The sequence below is a fragment of the Mesorhizobium sp. LMG 17147 genome (assembly GCF_024297145.1).
Lineage (GTDB): Bacteria > Pseudomonadota > Alphaproteobacteria > Rhizobiales > Rhizobiaceae > Mesorhizobium.
Genome location: NZ_JANCTC010000005.1, coordinates 62,689 through 79,706 on the forward strand (window position 1 = coordinate 62,689; position 17,018 = coordinate 79,706).

The 17,018-nt window shown below is 65.9% G+C and carries 14 protein-coding genes; 8 read left to right on the forward strand and 6 right to left on the reverse strand.

Annotated features, from left to right (window positions below):
* Nucleotides 1-216 precede the first annotated feature (216 nt).
* The 6 genes from NMG46_RS11630 (at nt 217) to NMG46_RS11655 (ending at nt 8,218) form a co-directional block, all read left to right on the forward strand.
* Entirely contained in the window at nt 217-2,643 is a 2,427-nt protein-coding gene (locus NMG46_RS11630) for a glucan 1,4-alpha-glucosidase (protein ID WP_254817785.1), read from the forward strand.
* A 14-nt stretch (nt 2,644-2,657) separates the two neighbouring features.
* On the forward strand, nt 2,658-3,674 hold the full coding sequence (gnd, locus tag NMG46_RS11635; RefSeq protein WP_254817786.1) for a phosphogluconate dehydrogenase (NAD(+)-dependent, decarboxylating): 1,017 nt from the start codon (nt 2,658-2,660) through the stop codon (nt 3,672-3,674).
* A 22-nt stretch (nt 3,675-3,696) separates the two neighbouring features.
* Nucleotides 3,697-5,073 carry a glucose-6-phosphate dehydrogenase gene (gene zwf, locus NMG46_RS11640; RefSeq protein ID WP_254817787.1) on the forward strand — a complete coding sequence of 459 codons (1,377 nt, stop codon included), beginning with the start codon at nt 3,697-3,699 and terminating at the stop codon, nt 5,071-5,073.
* A gap of 19 nt (nt 5,074-5,092) precedes the next feature.
* Nucleotides 5,093-5,797 (forward strand): ROK family protein, encoded by a 705-nt coding sequence (locus tag NMG46_RS11645; protein WP_254817788.1) that lies wholly within the window; start codon nt 5,093-5,095, stop codon nt 5,795-5,797.
* Nucleotides 5,798-5,961: 164 nt separating this feature from the next.
* Nucleotides 5,962-6,426: a MucR family transcriptional regulator gene (locus NMG46_RS11650; protein ID WP_254817789.1), complete on the forward strand. Its 465-nt coding sequence runs from the start codon at nt 5,962-5,964 to the stop codon at nt 6,424-6,426.
* 550 nt (nt 6,427-6,976) lie between these two features.
* The gene (locus NMG46_RS11655) at nt 6,977-8,218 is read left to right on the forward strand and encodes an MFS transporter (RefSeq protein ID WP_254817790.1); all 1,242 of its coding nucleotides are present in this window, start codon (nt 6,977-6,979) and stop codon (nt 8,216-8,218) included.
* On the opposite strand, the gene NMG46_RS11660 is transcribed toward NMG46_RS11655, so the two are convergent.
* From NMG46_RS11660 to hemC, 6 genes are all read right to left on the reverse strand, one after another.
* Complete coding sequence (locus tag NMG46_RS11660) at nt 8,219-8,935, reverse strand: glutamine amidotransferase (protein WP_254817791.1); 717 nt, start codon at nt 8,933-8,935, stop codon at nt 8,219-8,221. It abuts the gene before it with no gap.
* Nucleotides 8,936-8,953: 18 nt separating this feature from the next.
* The gene (locus NMG46_RS11665) at nt 8,954-9,433 is read right to left on the reverse strand and encodes a TerB family tellurite resistance protein (RefSeq protein WP_254817792.1); all 480 of its coding nucleotides are present in this window, start codon (nt 9,431-9,433) and stop codon (nt 8,954-8,956) included.
* 39 nt (nt 9,434-9,472) lie between these two features.
* Nucleotides 9,473-11,089: a heme biosynthesis protein HemY gene (locus tag NMG46_RS11670; RefSeq protein ID WP_254817793.1), complete on the reverse strand. Its 1,617-nt coding sequence runs from the start codon at nt 11,087-11,089 to the stop codon at nt 9,473-9,475.
* Between the two features lie 8 nt (nt 11,090-11,097).
* Nucleotides 11,098-12,618 carry a COG4223 family protein gene (locus NMG46_RS11675; RefSeq protein ID WP_254817794.1) on the reverse strand — a complete coding sequence of 507 codons (1,521 nt, stop codon included), beginning with the start codon at nt 12,616-12,618 and terminating at the stop codon, nt 11,098-11,100.
* A gap of 550 nt (nt 12,619-13,168) precedes the next feature.
* On the reverse strand, nt 13,169-13,879 hold the full coding sequence (locus tag NMG46_RS11680) for a uroporphyrinogen-III synthase (RefSeq protein WP_254817795.1): 711 nt from the start codon (nt 13,877-13,879) through the stop codon (nt 13,169-13,171).
* 1 nt (nt 13,880) lies between these two features.
* Nucleotides 13,881-14,807, reverse strand: a complete 927-nt coding sequence (hemC, locus tag NMG46_RS11685; protein WP_254817796.1) for a hydroxymethylbilane synthase — start codon at nt 14,805-14,807, stop codon at nt 13,881-13,883.
* Between the two features lie 104 nt (nt 14,808-14,911).
* Between hemC and tsaD the strand changes: the two genes are divergently transcribed.
* Nucleotides 14,912-15,997 carry a tRNA (adenosine(37)-N6)-threonylcarbamoyltransferase complex transferase subunit TsaD gene (gene tsaD, locus NMG46_RS11690; RefSeq protein WP_254818064.1) on the forward strand — a complete coding sequence of 362 codons (1,086 nt, stop codon included), beginning with the start codon at nt 14,912-14,914 and terminating at the stop codon, nt 15,995-15,997.
* Nucleotides 15,994-17,004 (forward strand): NAD(P)H-dependent glycerol-3-phosphate dehydrogenase, encoded by a 1,011-nt coding sequence (locus NMG46_RS11695; protein ID WP_254817797.1) that lies wholly within the window; start codon nt 15,994-15,996, stop codon nt 17,002-17,004. The genes tsaD and NMG46_RS11695 overlap by 4 nt, the downstream gene beginning before the upstream one ends.
* Nucleotides 17,005-17,018 lie beyond the last annotated feature (14 nt).

Genomic DNA, 17,018 nt, shown 5'->3' on the forward strand with positions numbered 1-17,018 from the left:
TCATACTCCTCCCGTGAGTTGCTGTCTTACTGGTGGCTAATGGCTGGCTGGTGGCTGATGGTTGATCGCTCACAATGCTGTTTTTTATATATTATCAGACAAATGCAGATGGGCGACAAGCTGTCAACAGCAATCCATGGCCGGCGATCAACTTGCGGTGCAATCATTGAAAACGGTTCGGCTCCTGGTCTAGGGATGGCACTGGAGACCGATTGAATGGCAGCGAACCTTGCCCCGGGTGCACCCGGCATTCCGGCGCGCTGGACCTCGAGCGCCAAGAGCGGCGTCGGCACTGCGCTCTCGCCGGCCTGCCCGATCTGGTTCACCATCAGTCACGGTATTCTCAACGAGATCTACTATCCCCGCCTCGACAGCGCCTGCACCCGCGATCTGGGGCTGATCGTCACCGGACCCGATGGCTATTTCTCGGAAGAAAAGCGCGACGCCGAGCACAGCATCGAACCGCTCGAGGACGGGGTGCCTGCCTATCGGCTGGTCAACACCGCGGCCGATGGAAGCTATCGGATCCAAAAGCGGATCATTACGGATCCGGAACGTCCCGTCGTGCTGCAAGAGATCATTTTCACGCCGCTCAAAGGCGCGGCCGCCGGTTACCGCGTCTACGCGCTGCTGGCGCCGCACCTCGTCAACGCCGGCATGGGCAACACCGCCTGGATCGACGGCCATGAAGGACAGCCTGTCCTGTTTGCATCGGGACGCGGTGTCTGCCTGGCGCTCGCCTCGTCGCTGCCGTGGAAGGCGTGCTCGGCCGGCTATGTCGGCGCCTCCGACGGCTGGCAGCAGCTTCGTCAAGGCGGCCGGCTCGATCCGGCCTGCCGCAGGGCCGAGGATGGCAATGTCGCGCTGACCGGCGAGATCGGCTTTTCGGCCGCGAATCCAAAAATATTGCTGGCGCTCGGCTTCGGCACGACACCGCAACAGGCGGCGGAAACCGCTTTCGCCAGCCTGAGGCAAGGTTTTGAGCCCGCGGTCAGATCCTATGGTCAAAAATGGCGCCAATGGCAGGCCGGTTTGCTGCCGCTGGACCGGCAAGCGGCGTTCGGCCTCAATCCCTACCGCATCAGCACTGCGGTGCTGGCGGCACACCGCTCGTCGACCGGAGCAGCCGTCGCCAGCCTGTCGATCCCGTGGGGCTTCAACAAGGGCGACGACGATCTGGGCGGCTATCACCTGGTCTGGCCGCGCGATCTGGTCGAAACCGCCGGCGGTTTCCTCGCCGCCGGCGACCCGGCGGAAGCCTTGCGCATCCTTGGCTATCTGCGCTCGATCCAGCAGCCGGACGGGCATTGGCCGCAGAACGCCTGGCTCGACGGTTCGGCCTATTGGCCGGGCATCCAGATGGACGAATGCGCCTTTCCGCTGCTGCTCGCCGACGCGCTGCGCCGCGCCGGGCATTTGCCGCCTGCGGTACTCTCCTCCTTCATGCCGATGATCGAGCGCGCGGCCTCCTACGTCGTGCGCAACGGCCCCGTCACCGGCGAAGACCGCTGGGAAGAGGACGCCGGCTACAGCCCGTTCACGCTTGCCGTCGAGATCGCCGCATTGCTTGCGGCTGCGGACATGTTCGATGCCGCCGGCAAAACAGAGCCGGCAAACTACCTGCGCGAAACCGCCGATGTCTGGAACGATCAGATCGAGCGCTGGACCTACGTCGCCGGTAGCTCCTCGGGCGATGAAGCCGGCGTCGAGGGCTACTATGTCCGCATTGCGCCGCCCGACAAAGCCGGCGCGGCATCGCCGAAAGACGGCTACGTCCCGATCAAGAACCGCCCGCCGGCCGATACGGACCGGCCGGCCAAGGCGATCGTCAGCCCGGATGCCCTGGCCCTGGTCCGCTTCGGCCTGAGAGCCGCCGACGATCCGCGCATCCTCGACACGGTCAAGGTGATCGACGCGCAATTGCGTTGCGAGCTGCCGCAGGGGCCGCTCTGGTACCGCTACAACGGCGACGGCTATGGTGAGCATGCGGACGGCGCGCCCTTCGATGGAACCGGCCAGGGCCGGCCCTGGCCGCTGCTGGTCGGCGAGCGCGCGCATTACGAGCTGGCGGCGGGGCGCAAGGACAAAGTGGCAAGCCTGCTCGCGACGTTTGAGGGCTCCGCCGGGCCGGGCGGCCTGCTGCCGGAGCAAGTCTGGGATGGTCCAGACATGCCGGAGCGCGAATTGCGGCATGGCGGCCCCTCCGGCAGCGCCAAGCCGCTGGTTTGGGCGCATTCCGAGCACATCAAACTATTACGTTCGCTCCGCGACAGCGCCGTCTTCGACATGCCGCCACAAGGCGTCAAGCGCTATATCGAGGGCAGAACGGTGTCGCGCCTCAGGGCATGGCGCTTCAACCACAAGATCCGTACCATCCCGGCAGGCAAGGCGCTGCGCATCGAAGTTCTGGCCCGGGCGGTGGTTCATTGGAGCAGCGACAATTGGGCTACCGTCCATGACACCGGGACCGCCGCGAACCTTTTCGGCATCCATTTCGCGGAGTTGCCGGTTGCCGACGCCGCTCCGGGCAATAGCATTGTCTTCACATTCTTCTGGTCCGATGCCGGCCGTTGGGAGAATGTCGACTTTTCCGTTGGTATCGACGATGCGTCACAGCCACTAGATCATCGATCCCTCAAGTAAGGCAGGACGAGACCATGCAGATAGGAATGATGGGACTGGGCAGGATGGGCGCCAACATGGTTCGGCGCCTGCTGCGCGATGGCCACGAATGCGTCGTCTACGACATCAACCCGGCGAGCGTCGCGGCGCTTGTGAGCGCCGGCGCGGTCGGAGCCGCCTCGATGGAGGACTTCGTCGGCAAGCTGACGAAGCCGCGCAGCGCCTGGCTGATGCTGCCGGCGGCGATCACCGGCCGGATCGTCGACCAGGTGGCCGCCCTGATGGAGCCGGGCGACATCATCATCGACGGCGGCAACTCCTATTATCATGAGGCCGTCGACCACGCCGCGCGCCTGGCCTTGAAAGGCTTGAGCTATGTCGATGTCGGCACCAGCGGCGGCGTCTGGGGCCTCGAGCGCGGCTACTGCCTGATGATCGGCGGCCCTGACAGCGCGGTCCAGCATCTCGATCCGATCTTCGCCACGCTGGCGCCCGGCGCCGACGCCGCTTCGCCCGCCCCTGGCAAGGACGCCGGAACCGCTCCCTTCGGCTATCTGCATTGCGGGCCGAGCGGCGCCGGCCATTTCGTCAAGATGGTCCATAACGGCATCGAATATGGTGTCATGGCCGCCTATGCCGAGGGCATGAACATCCTGAAGTCGGCGAATGCCGGCAAACGGCAGCGCACCGCCGACGCGGAAACCAGCCCGCTGGAAAACCCGCAATATTACCAGTTCGACATCGACATCGCCGAAGTGGCCGAGGTGTGGCGGCATGGCAGCGTCATCGGCTCGTGGCTGCTCGACCTGACGGCAGGCGTGTTGAAGGCCGATTCGGCGCTGACGCAGTTCGGCGGACGGGTATCGGATTCCGGCGAAGGCCGCTGGACGCTGAAGGCGGCGATCGACACCGGCGTACCGGCGCCGGTGCTGTCGTCGGCGCTGTTCGACAGGTTCTCCTCGCAAGGCGAGTCCGAATTTGCCGACAAGCTTCTGTCCGCCATGCGTTATGCCTTTGGCGGTCATGTCGAAAAACCGAAGGCCGGCTCGTGACGGGCGACAGGGAGGCACGCCCATGAGCCAGGAACGGTCCGACACGCTGGTGCTTTTCGGCGCCACCGGCGATCTCGCCCACAAGAAGATCTTTCCCGCCCTCTACGCCATGGTGGCCAAGGGAACGCTGAACGAGCCGGTGATCGGCGTCGCCTTCGATCCCTGGGACCTCGCCAAGCTGCAGGCGCGCGCCCGCGACGGTATCGTCAATGCCATCGGCAGCATCGACGAGAAGATCTTCGCCAGGCTTGCCTCGCTGCTTCGCTATGTCAGCGGCGACTACCGGGCGCCTGCGACCTTCGAGAAGCTGAAGACCGCGCTGGGCAGCGCTGAGCGGCCGCTGCACTATCTGGCGGTGCCGCCAGCCATGTTCGAGGTCGTCGTCCAGGGGCTGGAGCAGTCGGGCGCCGCCCAGGGCGCGCGCCTGATGGTGGAAAAGCCGTTCGGCCACGATCTGCAATCGGCGCGCTGGCTGAACCGGGTGCTGCATCTGGTCTTCGACGAAAAGTCGATCTTCCGCATCGACCATTATCTCGGCAAGGAGGCGATCCAGAACCTGCTCTATTTCCGCTTCGCCAATTCCTTCCTCGAGCCGATCTGGAACCGCAATTACGTCGAGAGCGTGCAGATCACCATGGCCGAGGATTTCGGTGTCGAGGGGCGCGGCCGCTTCTACGACGAGGTCGGCTGCATCCGCGACGTCATCGAAAACCATCTGCTCAATATCCTCTTGCTGCTCGCCATGGAGCCGCCGGTCGGCCGTTCGGCCGACGATCTCATCGACGAGAAGGTCCAGGTGCTGCGGGCGATCCGGACGCTGACCAGGGACGATGTCGTGCGCGGCCAGTTCGACGGCTATCTCAACGAGCCGGGCGTCGCGCCGAACTCGCCGGTCGAGACCTTCGCGGCGGTGCGCTTTTTCGTCGATACCTGGCGCTGGCAGGATGTGCCGTTCTTCATCCGCGCCGGCAAATCCCTGCCGGTGCACGCCACCGAGGTCATCGTGCGGCTGAAGCGGCCGCCGCTCGACGTCTTCGATCCGATCAAACCCGGCGAATGCAATCACGTGCGCTTCCGCATCGATCCGCAAGTGGCGATCTCGATCGGAGCCCGGCGCAAGGCACCCGGCGACGACATGGTCGGCGAACAGGTCGAGCTCACCGCGTTGGACGACAGCAAGGGCGACATGCCGCCTTACGAGCGGTTGATCGGCGACGCCATGAACGGCAACGGCCAGCTGTTCACCCGCCAGGACGCCAGCGAACTCGCCTGGCGCATCGTCGGTCCGGTGCTCGGCGACACCACGCCACCGCCTGTCTACGCGCCAAAGACGTGGGGGCCGGCCGAAGCCATGGCTGGATTCGGGCCACCGAACGGCTGGATCAATCCAGCGAAATGATTTCTGGGAGGCGAAAGCGATGGCCAAAGCGGTGAAGCGACCCGCACCCGACGCCGAACAGATCGTGCTTGCGATCGATATCGGCGGCTCGCACGTCAAGGTCCGCACCAGCGCCGGCGCAGAGGAGCGCAAGACCGCTTCCGGACCGGAGCTGACGCCGCAGCAGATGGTCGCTGCAGTGAAGACGCTCGCCGAAGGGCTGCACTACGATGTCGTCTCGATGGGCTATCCGGGTCCCGTGCACCACAACCGGCCTTTGACCGAACCGGCCAATCTCGGCAAGGGCTGGGTCGGCTGCGATTTCGCCGCTGAGTTCGGCAAGCCGGTGAAGGTCGTCAACGATGCGCTGATGCAGGCCGTCGGCAGTTATGAAGGCGGCCGCATGCTGTTCCTTGGCCTCGGCACCGGCCTGGGGGCCGCGATGATCGTCGATAACGTCGCCCAGCCGATGGAGCTTGCCCATCTTCCCTACAAGAAGCGCGGCAGTTTCGAAGACTATGTCGGCGAACGCGGGCTGCAAAAGCGCGGCAAGAAGAAATGGCGCAAATACGTCTTCGACGTCGTCGACCGGCTTCGCACCGCCATGCAGCCGGATTACGTGGTCATCGGCGGCGGCAATGTCGATGAACTCACCGACTTGCCCGCCGATTGCAGACGCGGCGACAACACACGCGCCTTCGAAGGCGGATTTCGACTGTGGCGCGACAAATCCCTGATTATCTGATATTGCTGATTGTCTGATATTATCGAGCACCGGCTCAGGGTTGTTAATCCCGCGCTGCCGTTAGTATTATTATTCAAAATAATGTGTGACGTGGCGCGGCGTCATTGCATTGCGCAGCTTTGCCGACTAGGAATTTCTGCGACCCCCACGGACGGAGAGATAGATTGACCGACGACAACAACAACGCTCGCAAAGACATCGACCTGCTCGAGCTGACCGCCCATATCGTCTCCGCATATGTCGAGAAGAACCGCTTGCCGGCTTCCGGCCTCGGCGATCTCATCGCCAGCGTCAGCGCTTCCATAGGGGGGCTGGGGCAACCGGCAGTGCCGGTCGCCGCGCCGCTGACGCCTGCCGTCAATCCCAAGAAATCGGTGACGCCGGACTACATCATCTGTCTCGAGGACGGCAAGAAGTTCAAATCCTTGAAGCGCCATATCGGCGTTCATTTCGGGCTGACGCCAGACGCCTACCGCGCCAAATGGGGCCTGCCGTCGGACTACCCGATGGTCGCTCCCAACTACGCGGCCTCGCGTTCGCAGCTGGCCAAGGCGATCGGCCTCGGCCGCAAAGCCGCCCCGCCCGCGCCCGTCAAGAGCCGGGGCAGGAAGGCCAAAGCGACGGTTTGATACCAAGGCGAGAGCAGGTTTGATCCTTCAGCGATACCACGTGGGCAGGCGTGGGAGCGCGCTTCGTTATCCCGAGCGAAGCGACGTCGTGGAAACCTTGGTATCCATGCTGCGACTTTCTCCGCGTGGCGAAGGTGCGGAATTTTTTGGTACCAGAGGGACAGCGCCCCCGTCTGTCCTGCCGGACATCTCCCGCTCTAGTGGGGAGATTGGCTACCTCGCCAGTCGTCTCTTTAAACGCACGAATCGCCTTTGACGCTGGAGATTGGCGAAAGCCGTCGGGACGTCCAATCTCCCCCCTTGAGGGGGAGATGTCCGGCAGGACAGAGGGGGGCGCGAAGGAACTCGACCTGGTGCGCCAAATAACCTCTCCACCTCCGCCGAGCGCGTTTGCCATATGCAATTAGCATGGTAGCCCGAAATTCCTTGATCCAGGCCGGATTTTTGCGCGCGCCTCCGGCCGAACTGCGCTAAAGGCTCTCTTGGCCGGACCAGCGCCCATCGTGGAAGTGCCCCGCCGGCCGACATCGCCGCCACGGGGCCTTATTCCATGACCGCAGAATCCCAAGTACCATCCGACCAGCGCTATGCCGCCTTTCGCCACCGGCCGTTCCTGAGCTATTGGGCGGCGCGCTTCCTCTCGACATTCTCCACCCAGATCGTGTCGGTCGCCGTCGGCTGGCAGATCTACGATCTGACCCGCGACCCGTTCGACCTCGGCCTTGTCGGCATCGTCCAGTTCCTGCCTTCGCTGCTGCTGGTGCTGGTCACCGGCGACGTTGCCGACCGTTTCGGGCGTCGGCTGATCATGGCGCTGGCGGTGCTGGTCGAGGCGGGCTGCGCCTTGGCCCTCCTGCTGCTGACGCTGCGCGGCCTCTCCGGGCCGATGCCGGTCTTCATCGTGCTCGCCATGTTCGGCATTGCGCGCGCCTTCTTCGGGCCGGCCTCGTCATCGCTGTTCGCCAATCTGGTGCCGCCTGAGGATTTCGCCAACGCCATCGCCTGGAACTCGTCCGCCTGGCAGACGGCAACCATCGTCGGGCCGGTCGCCGGCGGCCTGCTCTACGGGCTTTCGGCCGAAGCTGCCTACACCACAGCGGCCGTGCTGATGCTCGTTGCCGCCGTGCTGATCTTCACCATCCCGAAGCCTGCCCAGCGCAGCCGGACCGACAGGCCGACGGTACAGACCCTGTTCGCCGGCTTCGGCTACATCTGGAGCGAAAAGATCGTGCTCGGCGCGATATCGCTCGACCTGTTCGCGGTGCTCCTGTCCGGCGCCTCGGCGCTGCTGCCGGTCTACGCGCGCGATATCCTCGAACTCGGCCCGTGGGGGCTCGGCCTGTTGCGCTCGGCGCCCGGCGTCGGCGCCATCTGCGTCGCCATCTGGCTGGCCGGACACCCGATCCGCAACCATGCCGGCCTTGTCATGCTCGGCTTCGTTGCGCTGTTCGGCGCGTTCACTGTCCTGTTCGGCCTCTCGACCATCACCTGGCTGTCGATCGCTGCTCTCGCCTTGCTTGGCGCCACCGACATGTTCAGCGTCTATATCCGCGAGACGCTGATCCAGCTGTGGACGCCGGACGACGTTCGCGGCCGTGTCAACGCCGTCAACCAGGTGTTTGTCGGCGCCTCCAATGAGCTCGGCGAATTCCGCGCCGGCACCATGGCCGCGCTGATCGGCACGGTTCCGGCCGTGGTGGTCGGCGGTGTCGGGGCGATCGCTGTCGCCGGGCTATGGGCGGTGCTGTTCCCGCAGCTGCGCAAGGTGCGTCATCTCAGGGGGCGAAACTGATTACCGCGGCGCCGGCTTGCCGAAAATCATCGGCAGGAACTCGCCGAGCCAGCGCTTGAGGTGCATGTCCCAGATCAGCCGGCCGCCGAGATGGTCGCGGCCGGGCTGCGCGCCGGGCAATTCGAAGCGGTGCGCGCCGCGCACCACCCAGCGCTGCATCATCGCCCGGGTCAATTCGCCATGGAACTGGATGCCCCAGGCATTGTCGCCATAGCGGAAGGCCTGGTTGGGATAGGTTTCGGCCGTCGCCAAAAGCGTCGCGTCCTTCGGCAGCGAAAAGCCCTCGCGATGGAATTGATAGACCATCTCAGGCCAATGCATCAGCCTGCTGCCCGCTTCGGTCGCCTTAAGCGGATACCAGCCGATTTCGACGAGGCCCTCGCCGTGGCCCTCGACCCTGCCGCCAAGATGCTTGACCAGCATTTGCGCGCCGAGGCAGATGCCAAGCAGCGGCCGGTTCTCGTTCAGCGGAATTTTAAGCCAGTCGGTCTCGCGGCGGACGAACTCGTCGCCGTCATTGGCGCTCATCGGGCCGCCGAACACCACCGCGCCGGCATGGCCATCCAGCGTCTGCGGCAAGGCCTCGCCGAGCGGCGGTCGGCGGATGTCGAGGTCGAAGCCTTCCTCGATAAGCATATGGCCGACCCGTCCGGGGCTCGAATGCTCCTGATGCAGCACGATCAGGATCTTTGGTCTCGGGCTTGGCTTGGGCGGCATTGGAAGGCTGGACCCTGTTTATTCGTCGCTTGACGTTCCGGCAGCACCAGGAGCCGCGGCGGCCGCCTTGAGGCGCGCCTCGACACGGTCGCGACGTTCGACGCCGATCAGCTCGGCGACCCGCCAGACGGTATTGTCCTCGAGTTCGTGCAGCTCGCCATCGGCATAGACGATCTCCCACATCAGGCCGATGAAGCCCTTTCGCGCCTCGGCGTCGAGATGGCGCTTGAGCACGCTGGTGAAGGCGTAGAGGTCGATCGCCTCATTGTCGGCCCGCTCGCCGGCAGCCGCCAAAGCGTCGAGTTCGTCGCCGCTGATCGAGTAACTTTCCGCCAGCACCTTCTTGAACCGTTCCCATTCGGTATCCTGGCGCACCCCGTCGGCGTTCATCACGTGGAAAAGCAGGGCGGACGCGGCAACGCGCGGATCGTCGGCGCTGGGGCTGGCGCCACCACCGGACGGCAGATCCCTTAGAAACGACAAAACGCGTTCGAACATCAAATCATTCCCAATAAGTCCGGGTCCACTCGACCCTTATCAGAACAAACGAAACCGGCGCGTCGATTTGTCCGCCGCGTCGTCGGGATCGACGCCGGGATCGTCGGGCAGCCGCGTCAGCTCCTGCGCCGGCTCGACGGCTTCGGCATCTTCCGGCACTTGGGCAAACGCCGCCGCGGTGATTGGTGTCACATGATCCTCGGCGGCACGGTTTTCGGTCCTCACTTCGGTCGCTGTACCCGGTGTCTCGGCAGCAACGGCTGTGTGCTCGATCGCCTCGGCTGTTTCCTGTACCGGTTTGGCTGGAGCCGCGATGGCCGGCATCGGTCCCTCCGGAGTCTCTTCATGGCTGTCGATCAACTGGCCGAGCCGCTCCATCGGCGCCCGCCATTCGAATGCGTCGAGCCTGCCGGTGATCGGCGATACCGGAGCCCAGCGTTCGGAGACGACGCCGTCGGCGACCCAGGCCGGGTCGCGCGGCGCTCTCACCGCCTTCGACAGCAACTGCCGCACCTTGCCCTGGTCACCGCTCTCGGCCTCCTCGATGTCGGCCAGCAGCAGATAGGCGCCTTCGCGGCGATCCATGCGGATGGCGGCTTCCGCCTCGCGGCGGGCGGTTGCAAAATCCTGCGCATCGAGCGCGGCGCGCGCCACGGCCAGCGAAGACTCGGCATGATTCTTCTTCAGCTCCTGCAGCTTCTTTGCCCGGTTCAGCCGGTCGAGCACGGCATCGCCCGGCCTGGCATGGACATAGAGCTCCGCGATCTCCGGGTGCGGCTCGGCCTTCCACGCCGCCTCGAGGATTTTCGAGCCTTTGCGCACGTCGTTCTGCCGAAACAGCAATTTCGCCGCGACGACCGCCGCCGGTGCGAAATCCGGCCGCAGCCGGTTGGCTTCGAGCGCCGCTGCCCTTGCAGCATTGGCATCGCTGTCGATCAGCGCCTGCGCCTTGGCGGTCAGCAGCACGGCGCGACGCCGGTTGGCCGCATCGCGCTCGATCTGCCGGGTCGACTTCTGGGCATCGACCAGTTTCAGCGCGCCATCCCAGTCGCCACGCCCGGTCAGGTCTTCCAATGTCGATTCGGCCGCCCAGGCCAGTTGCGGCGCCACCGCCGCTGCCCGGCCGGCATAGTGGCGGGCCGCGTTGCGGTCGCCGAGCCGCTCGGCCTCGAGATAAAGCCCGCGCAGGCCGAGCAGCCGCATTTCGGGATCATCGAGCATGGTCTCGAATTTTTCACGGGCGCCTTCATGGTCGCCTTCGAGCAGCGAGGCCTGCGCGTCGAGCAGCTGGATCAGCGGCTCCTGGTCGGAGCGGATCAGCTTTGCCGCTTCCTTGGTCTTCTTGCGGGCGAGCGCGCCGTCACCGGCGCCAGCGGCGATCATCCCGGTCGACAGCGCCTGATAGCCGCGGTCGCGGCGACGCACGCGGAAATAGCGCGAGATCGTATAGGGACTGTTCCACAGCGCCTTGACCAGCCACCAGACGATCATCACCGCGGCAACCACGGCAACGACCGCCACCGCCGCGACCATCAGGCTGACCTGGTATTGATAGCCGTTGAAGGTAACGAGCATTTCACCCGGCCGGTCGGCCAGCCAGGCGAAGCCGAGCCCGAGCGCAAAGACGACGGCAAGGAAGGCGAGGATGCGGATCATTGGGTTCCTCACGCCTTCATCGCGCCGGCGATGAGCGAATCGATCTGTGTCTCGACCTCCATCCGCGCTTTCAGTTTCCCGGCAAAGTCGGCGCCGGCGGCCTTGGCCGCCTCAGGCAAGGTTTCGTATTCACTGAGCGCCTTGGCGTAGTCACCCTGATTGACCGCGACCTCCATACGGGCGACGGTTTCCGGGACGCCGGTGCCTTCGACGGCGCCGATCGGCCTGACCTTGACCAGCGATTCGGCGCTCGACAGCAGCTTTTGCAGGATGCCGGCATTCTGGTCGACAGGCATTGCGGCAGCGACCATGGCGTTGGCGGCGGCGTCCGCTTCGGCGGCAATCTCGGCCCGCGTCGGCACCCCCTTTTCGGCATAGGCGCGCAGCGTCGCGATCTCGGGCGCATCCGGTGAGATCGCGGCAAAGGTTTCGAGTTCGGCTGCGAACGGCGCACCTCGGTCGAGCGCAGCCTTGAGCGCCGAGGCGGCAATGGCCAGCGCGATCTTCGGCTGCGAAGCCTGTGCATCGACCTTGCCCGAGAGCTGGGAAACCGACTGTTCCAGGGCCGCAAGCCGGCCTTCCTGCGCCTTTGCCGTTTCGCCGGCTGACTTCACCAAGGCGTCGAGCGCGGCCAGCCTTTCGTTGAGCGGGCCGAGATCGACCGGCACCGTGCCGCCGGCCTTGCCGAGGGCCGCGACCGCCTGCTCGATCTGCCGGACCTTGTCGCCAAGTGCCGCCAGCCCGGCATTGTCGCCGGCGCCGCCTTGTTCGACGGCCGACTTCAACGCCGCGACGTCCGCCCTGACCTGGTCCAACGCCGACGACAGCCCGTCCACCTTGGCCGAGGCGTCATTGTTGGCGTCGGCCTGTCTGAGGTCCGCGACCTCGCGTTTCAGCGAAACGATCTCGCCATTGACCGCGTCGAGCGACACGCCGCCCGACCCCGGCGCACCGAGCAGGCCGGCAAATTGCAGCCCGCCGGCGGCGGCGAGCGCGATGACGCCGCCAACAATGCCGGCGGCGATGCCGCTGATGCCGCTCCGCTTCGGCTGCGCTGCCATATGGTCGTCCCTCGCCTCAGCTGTCTTCTCGCCGGAGCCTGGGATCCCCGGTTCGTTGGCCCCGGTTGGGCTGGATGCATCTTCGAAACTGTAGTCGGAAGCCGTGGAGCGCCCGGCCGGCGCATCCGAACCGGCGGGATAAGAGGTTTCCGTTTCCCGGGTAGGATCGGCGCCGGCATCCGCCGGCTCTTGCGTGCCGGCCGGCGCGGCTGCGTCGGCATGTTCCCATGGCTCGAGATCGGTCTGGTCGGCATGCACCGGCTCTTCAGGCGGCTCGGGCTGCGAGGCGTTCGCCGCTTCCTCGGCTTTCGCCTCGCCGGTTTGCGCCCCCGCTGACTCTGCATTGTCTGGCTGCTGTTTGCCGGCTTCCTGTTCGGCGGCGACTCGCGAGACGGCGCCGGGCTCGAGCTCGATGGTCACCGGCTCACGGCGGCTCTTGGAATGCCGCATCTTCGGCGTCTTGACCATGCTCGGGCTCCGCAAAATTCGCTTCGGATGGTTTGAAGGGTCTAGCACATCACCAAGCGGTGAAAAGGGGCGGCGTGATGACGCCATCGCTTTGGAATTCAGTTTTGGCAAAACGCTGCAGCGATTTTGGGACACGGCATGCGGGACCAGAAATGAAAAACCCGCCTCGGCGGCGGGTCGTTGGCGCGAATCAGCACCTAAGTGATTTTCTAGCATAGCTGCCGGCACAAAGCAAGAACAAAATGTGGCTCGAGGGCGAATCGTCCATGTTGGCGCTGCCCGCCAAGCTGCCGATCTCCCCCCTTGCGGGGGAGATGGCCGGCAGGCCAGAGGGGGTGTGACTGAGCACCAACGTCGACTTAAACCTGTCCCGAACCGGGATGGAGGGCTCGATTGGCTGACAGGTCGGAGGGACAGCACCCCCCTCTGCCCTGCCGGGCATCTCCCCCGCAAGGGGGGGAGATCCGCAGCTTCGCCGACAGCGCCTACTGCGGAATAAATTGAGGATGCCGGCAGAGGTATGCCAACGTCCGGAACAGGCGGATGCCGGTCAGCGCGACGCCTGCAAAAGCCCCAGCAAGGCATCCTCGCTGGGCTCAGGCGCAATCCGGATCCCGGCGACCTCGCCCAAGGCCTCGGCAATGCGCCCCGACAAAGCGAAAAAGCGCGTGTCCTGAAAAAGGCCACGCAGCGCCGGCCGGCTAGCCAGGGCCTGCATCGCCGTGGCCGCCTTGGCCGAATAGAGCAGCACCGCCTCGACCGGCCGGGCGGACAGGCGCGCAAGAACGGCCTCGTCGGAATAATCCAGCGCAAAAGTGTCGTAGGTCTCGACGGCGCGGACATGAACGCCCGACGCAAACAGCCGCTCCTCGAAATCCGGAAAGCGCACCCGCCCGCAGAGATAGACGATGGTCTGCCCCGCGTAACCGCCAGCGAGCGCATCGGCCAGCGCCTTGGCATTGCCCGGGCCTTCGCCGACGGACAGAAACCCGGCCCTGCGGGCGGCTTCCGCCGTCTTCTTGCCGACAGCCTGGCACGGCAAGCGCGCGAGCCCGGCAATGACCTCTTTCGGCGCATGGCGAACCGCATTGGCGCTGGTGACCGCGACCGCCGCGGCGGCGTCAGCGAGCGCGCCTGCTTCGACCGGCAGCGCCGCCGTTTCGGTCAGCGGCAGCAGGATCGGCTGAAAGCCGGCATCGGCGAGCCGGCGCGCCGTGCGCGAGGCGCCCGGTTCGGGCCTCGTCACCAGGACGCGGAGCATGTCAGGTCCAGCCGTCGAAGAATGTTTCGCCGGCCTTGGCCCGAACGATCGCGGCGGCTTCCGCGCCGATGCCGGCAGCCTGTTGCGCCGGCCCTTCCAGCCTGACCTCATGCGACTGCGTGCCATCGGGCGAGATGATCAGCCCGGCAAAGGAAACCGTTCCGCCCGATATCGTCGCATGGCCGGCGATCGGCGTGCGGCAGGAGCCGTCGAGCGCCGCCAGGAAGGCGCGCTCGCAGGCCAGCGCCTCGCCGGTCGGCCCGTCGTGGATCGCTGCCAGCATCTGTTCCACATCGCGGTCGCCGATGCGGCTTTCGAGGCAGATCGCGCCTTGCCCCGGCGCCGGCGGAAAGACGTCGAGCGGCATCAGGTCGGTGACGACGTCCTCGAGCCCGAGCCGCTTCAGCCCGGCATAGGCGAGGATGGTGCCGTCGGCGATGCCGTCGTCGAGCTTGCGCAGCCGCGTCTGCACATTGCCGCGAAACATCACCACTTCGACGTCCGGCCGCATCCGCCGGATCAGCGCCTGGCGCCGCAGCGACGACGAACCGACCTTGGCGCCTTGCGGCAGGCCGGCAATCGTTCGCGCCGCCTTGCCGATGAAGGCGTCGCGCGCGTCCTCGCGCGGCAGGTAGGCGGACAGTTCCAGCCCCTCGGGCAACAGCGTCGGCATGTCCTTCGACGAATGCACGGCGATGTCGATGCGGCGCGCCAGCAGCGCCTCCTCGATCTCCTTGGTGAACAGGCCCTTGCCGCCGGCTTCCGACAGCGGCCGGTCCTGGATGCGGTCACCGCTGGTCGAGATGACGACCACCTCGAACGCCTCGACCGGCATGCCGTGCGCGGCCATCAGCCGCGCCTGCGTTTCATGCGCCTGCGCCAGTGCCAGCGGGCTGCCGCGTGTTCCGATTTTCAAGGTTGTTTGCATGACGCGCCGTCCGTGATAACCCCCGGCAGATCGAGGCAGTTTTCCGGGTTTTCTCCTATCGGGGAAAGGCCGATTGCACAATCATCGAGGACAGCGACGAATTGATCCGCGTTCTGGGCATCGAGACGAGTTGCGACGAGACCGCCGCCAGCGTGGTGGCGCTGGACGGTCGCAGCACGCCGCAAATCCTGTCGAACATCGTGCTCAGCCAGATCGAGGAGCATGCTGCCTTCGGCGGCGTCGTGCCGGAGATTGCCGCGCGCGCCCATGTCGAGGCGCTCGACGGCATCATCGAGGCAGCGCTGGCCGATTCCGGCGTCGACCTCGCCGACATCGATGCGATTGCCGCCACCGCCGGTCCCGGTCTTGTTGGCGGGCTGATCATCGGCCTGATGACGGCAAAAGCCATCGCCGCGGCAGCCAAAAAACCGCTGATCGCCATCAACCATCTCGAAGGCCACGCGCTGACGGCCAGATTGACCGATGGGCTCGACTTTCCCTACCTCTTGCTGCTGGTCTCCGGCGGCCATACCCAGATCGTCGCCGTGCGCGGCGTCGGCGACTACCAGCGCTGGGCGACGACCATCGATGACGCGCTTGGCGAGGCCTTCGACAAGACGGCCAAGATGCTCGGCCTGCCCTATCCGGGCGGACCGAATGTCGAGAAGGCGGCGGCAAATGGCGATGCGGCGCGTTTTGCGTTTCCGCGCCCGATGAAGGGCTCGGCACAGCCAGATTTTTCCTTCTCCGGTCTCAAGACCGCGGTACGCCAGGCGGCAACGGCGATTGCCCCGCTGAGCGACCAGGACGTCGCCGATGTCTGCGCCTCCTTCCAGGCGGCGGTCGCGGATGCGCTGGGCGACCGTGTTGCGCGGGCGCTGACCAGGTTCCGTCAGCAATTCCCGGACAAGGCCGAGCCTGCGCTGGTTGTCGCCGGCGGCGTCGCCGCCAATCGGACGATCAAGGCGACATTGCAGGGCCTGTGCAAGCAGGCCGGGTTCAGCTTCGTCGCGCCGCCGCTTAACCTCTGCACCGATAATGCGGCGATGATCGCCTGGGCCGGCATGGAGCGCCTGCGCGCCGGGATATCAGGCGAAAATGCCGCCGATTTCGTGCCGCGCTCGCGGTGGCCGCTGGACAGCATCTCCGCTCCGATGGTCGGCTCGGGCCGGCGTGGGGCCAAGGCATGACCGGCAGCGAGCACAAGGCTCCAAGCGGTTGGCGCGTCGCCGTGCTCGGCGGCGGCGCCTGGGGCACGGCGCTGGCGCTGGCCATGCTGCGCGCCGGTCATTTCGTCCGCCTCTATGCGCGCGACCCGGAGACCGTCGCGGCGATCGACCGTGGCGAAAATCCGCGCTATCTGCCGGGCATCGCGCTCCAGGCCGGCATCGTGGCGACGAGCGACATCGTGGCCGCGCTCGACGGCGCCGACTGCGTTCTGGCGGTGGCGCCGGCACAATCGTTACGTGTTATGCTGACGGCCGCGTCCAGCCATATGCCGAAAGGCGTCCCGCTGGTCCTCTGCGCCAAGGGCATCGAGCGCGACACCGGCGCGCTGCTGTCGTCCATTGCCGAGGGTATCCTGCCGGCAAATCCGGTCGCCGCTTTGTCGGGCCCAAGCTTTGCCACCGACGTCGCCAGGGGCCTGCCGACGGCTGTCGTGGTCGCCGCCCGCGACGAGGCTCTGGCCACCGACCTCGCCGCCCGCTTTTCGGCGGAAAACCTGCGCTGTTATTCGAGCGACGACCTGATCGGTGTCGAGATCGGCGGCGCGCTGAAGAACGTCTTTGCCATTGCCGCGGGTGCCGTCACCGGCGCCGGGCTCGGTGCCAGCGCCCAGGCGGCGATGGTGACGCGCGGTTTCGTCGAACTGCGCCGCATCGGCGCCGCCTTTGGCGCCAAGGCTGAGACGCTGATGGGACTTTCCGGCCTCGGCGACCTGCTGCTTACCTGCTCGTCCGCGCAGTCGCGCAATTTCGCTTATGGGCTGGCGCTGGGGCAAGGCAAGCCGCTTGCCGGCTTGCCTTTGGCGGAAGGCGTGCCGACGGCGGCAATCGCCGCCCGCATCGCCGGCGAGCGCCGGATCGACGCGCCGATCATCGCCGCCGTCGCAGCCATACTGGACGGCACCATAACCATAGACCAGGCGGTATCGGCATTGATGACACGGCCGCTCAAGACCGAAACCGACATGTAATTCCGAACGATTGC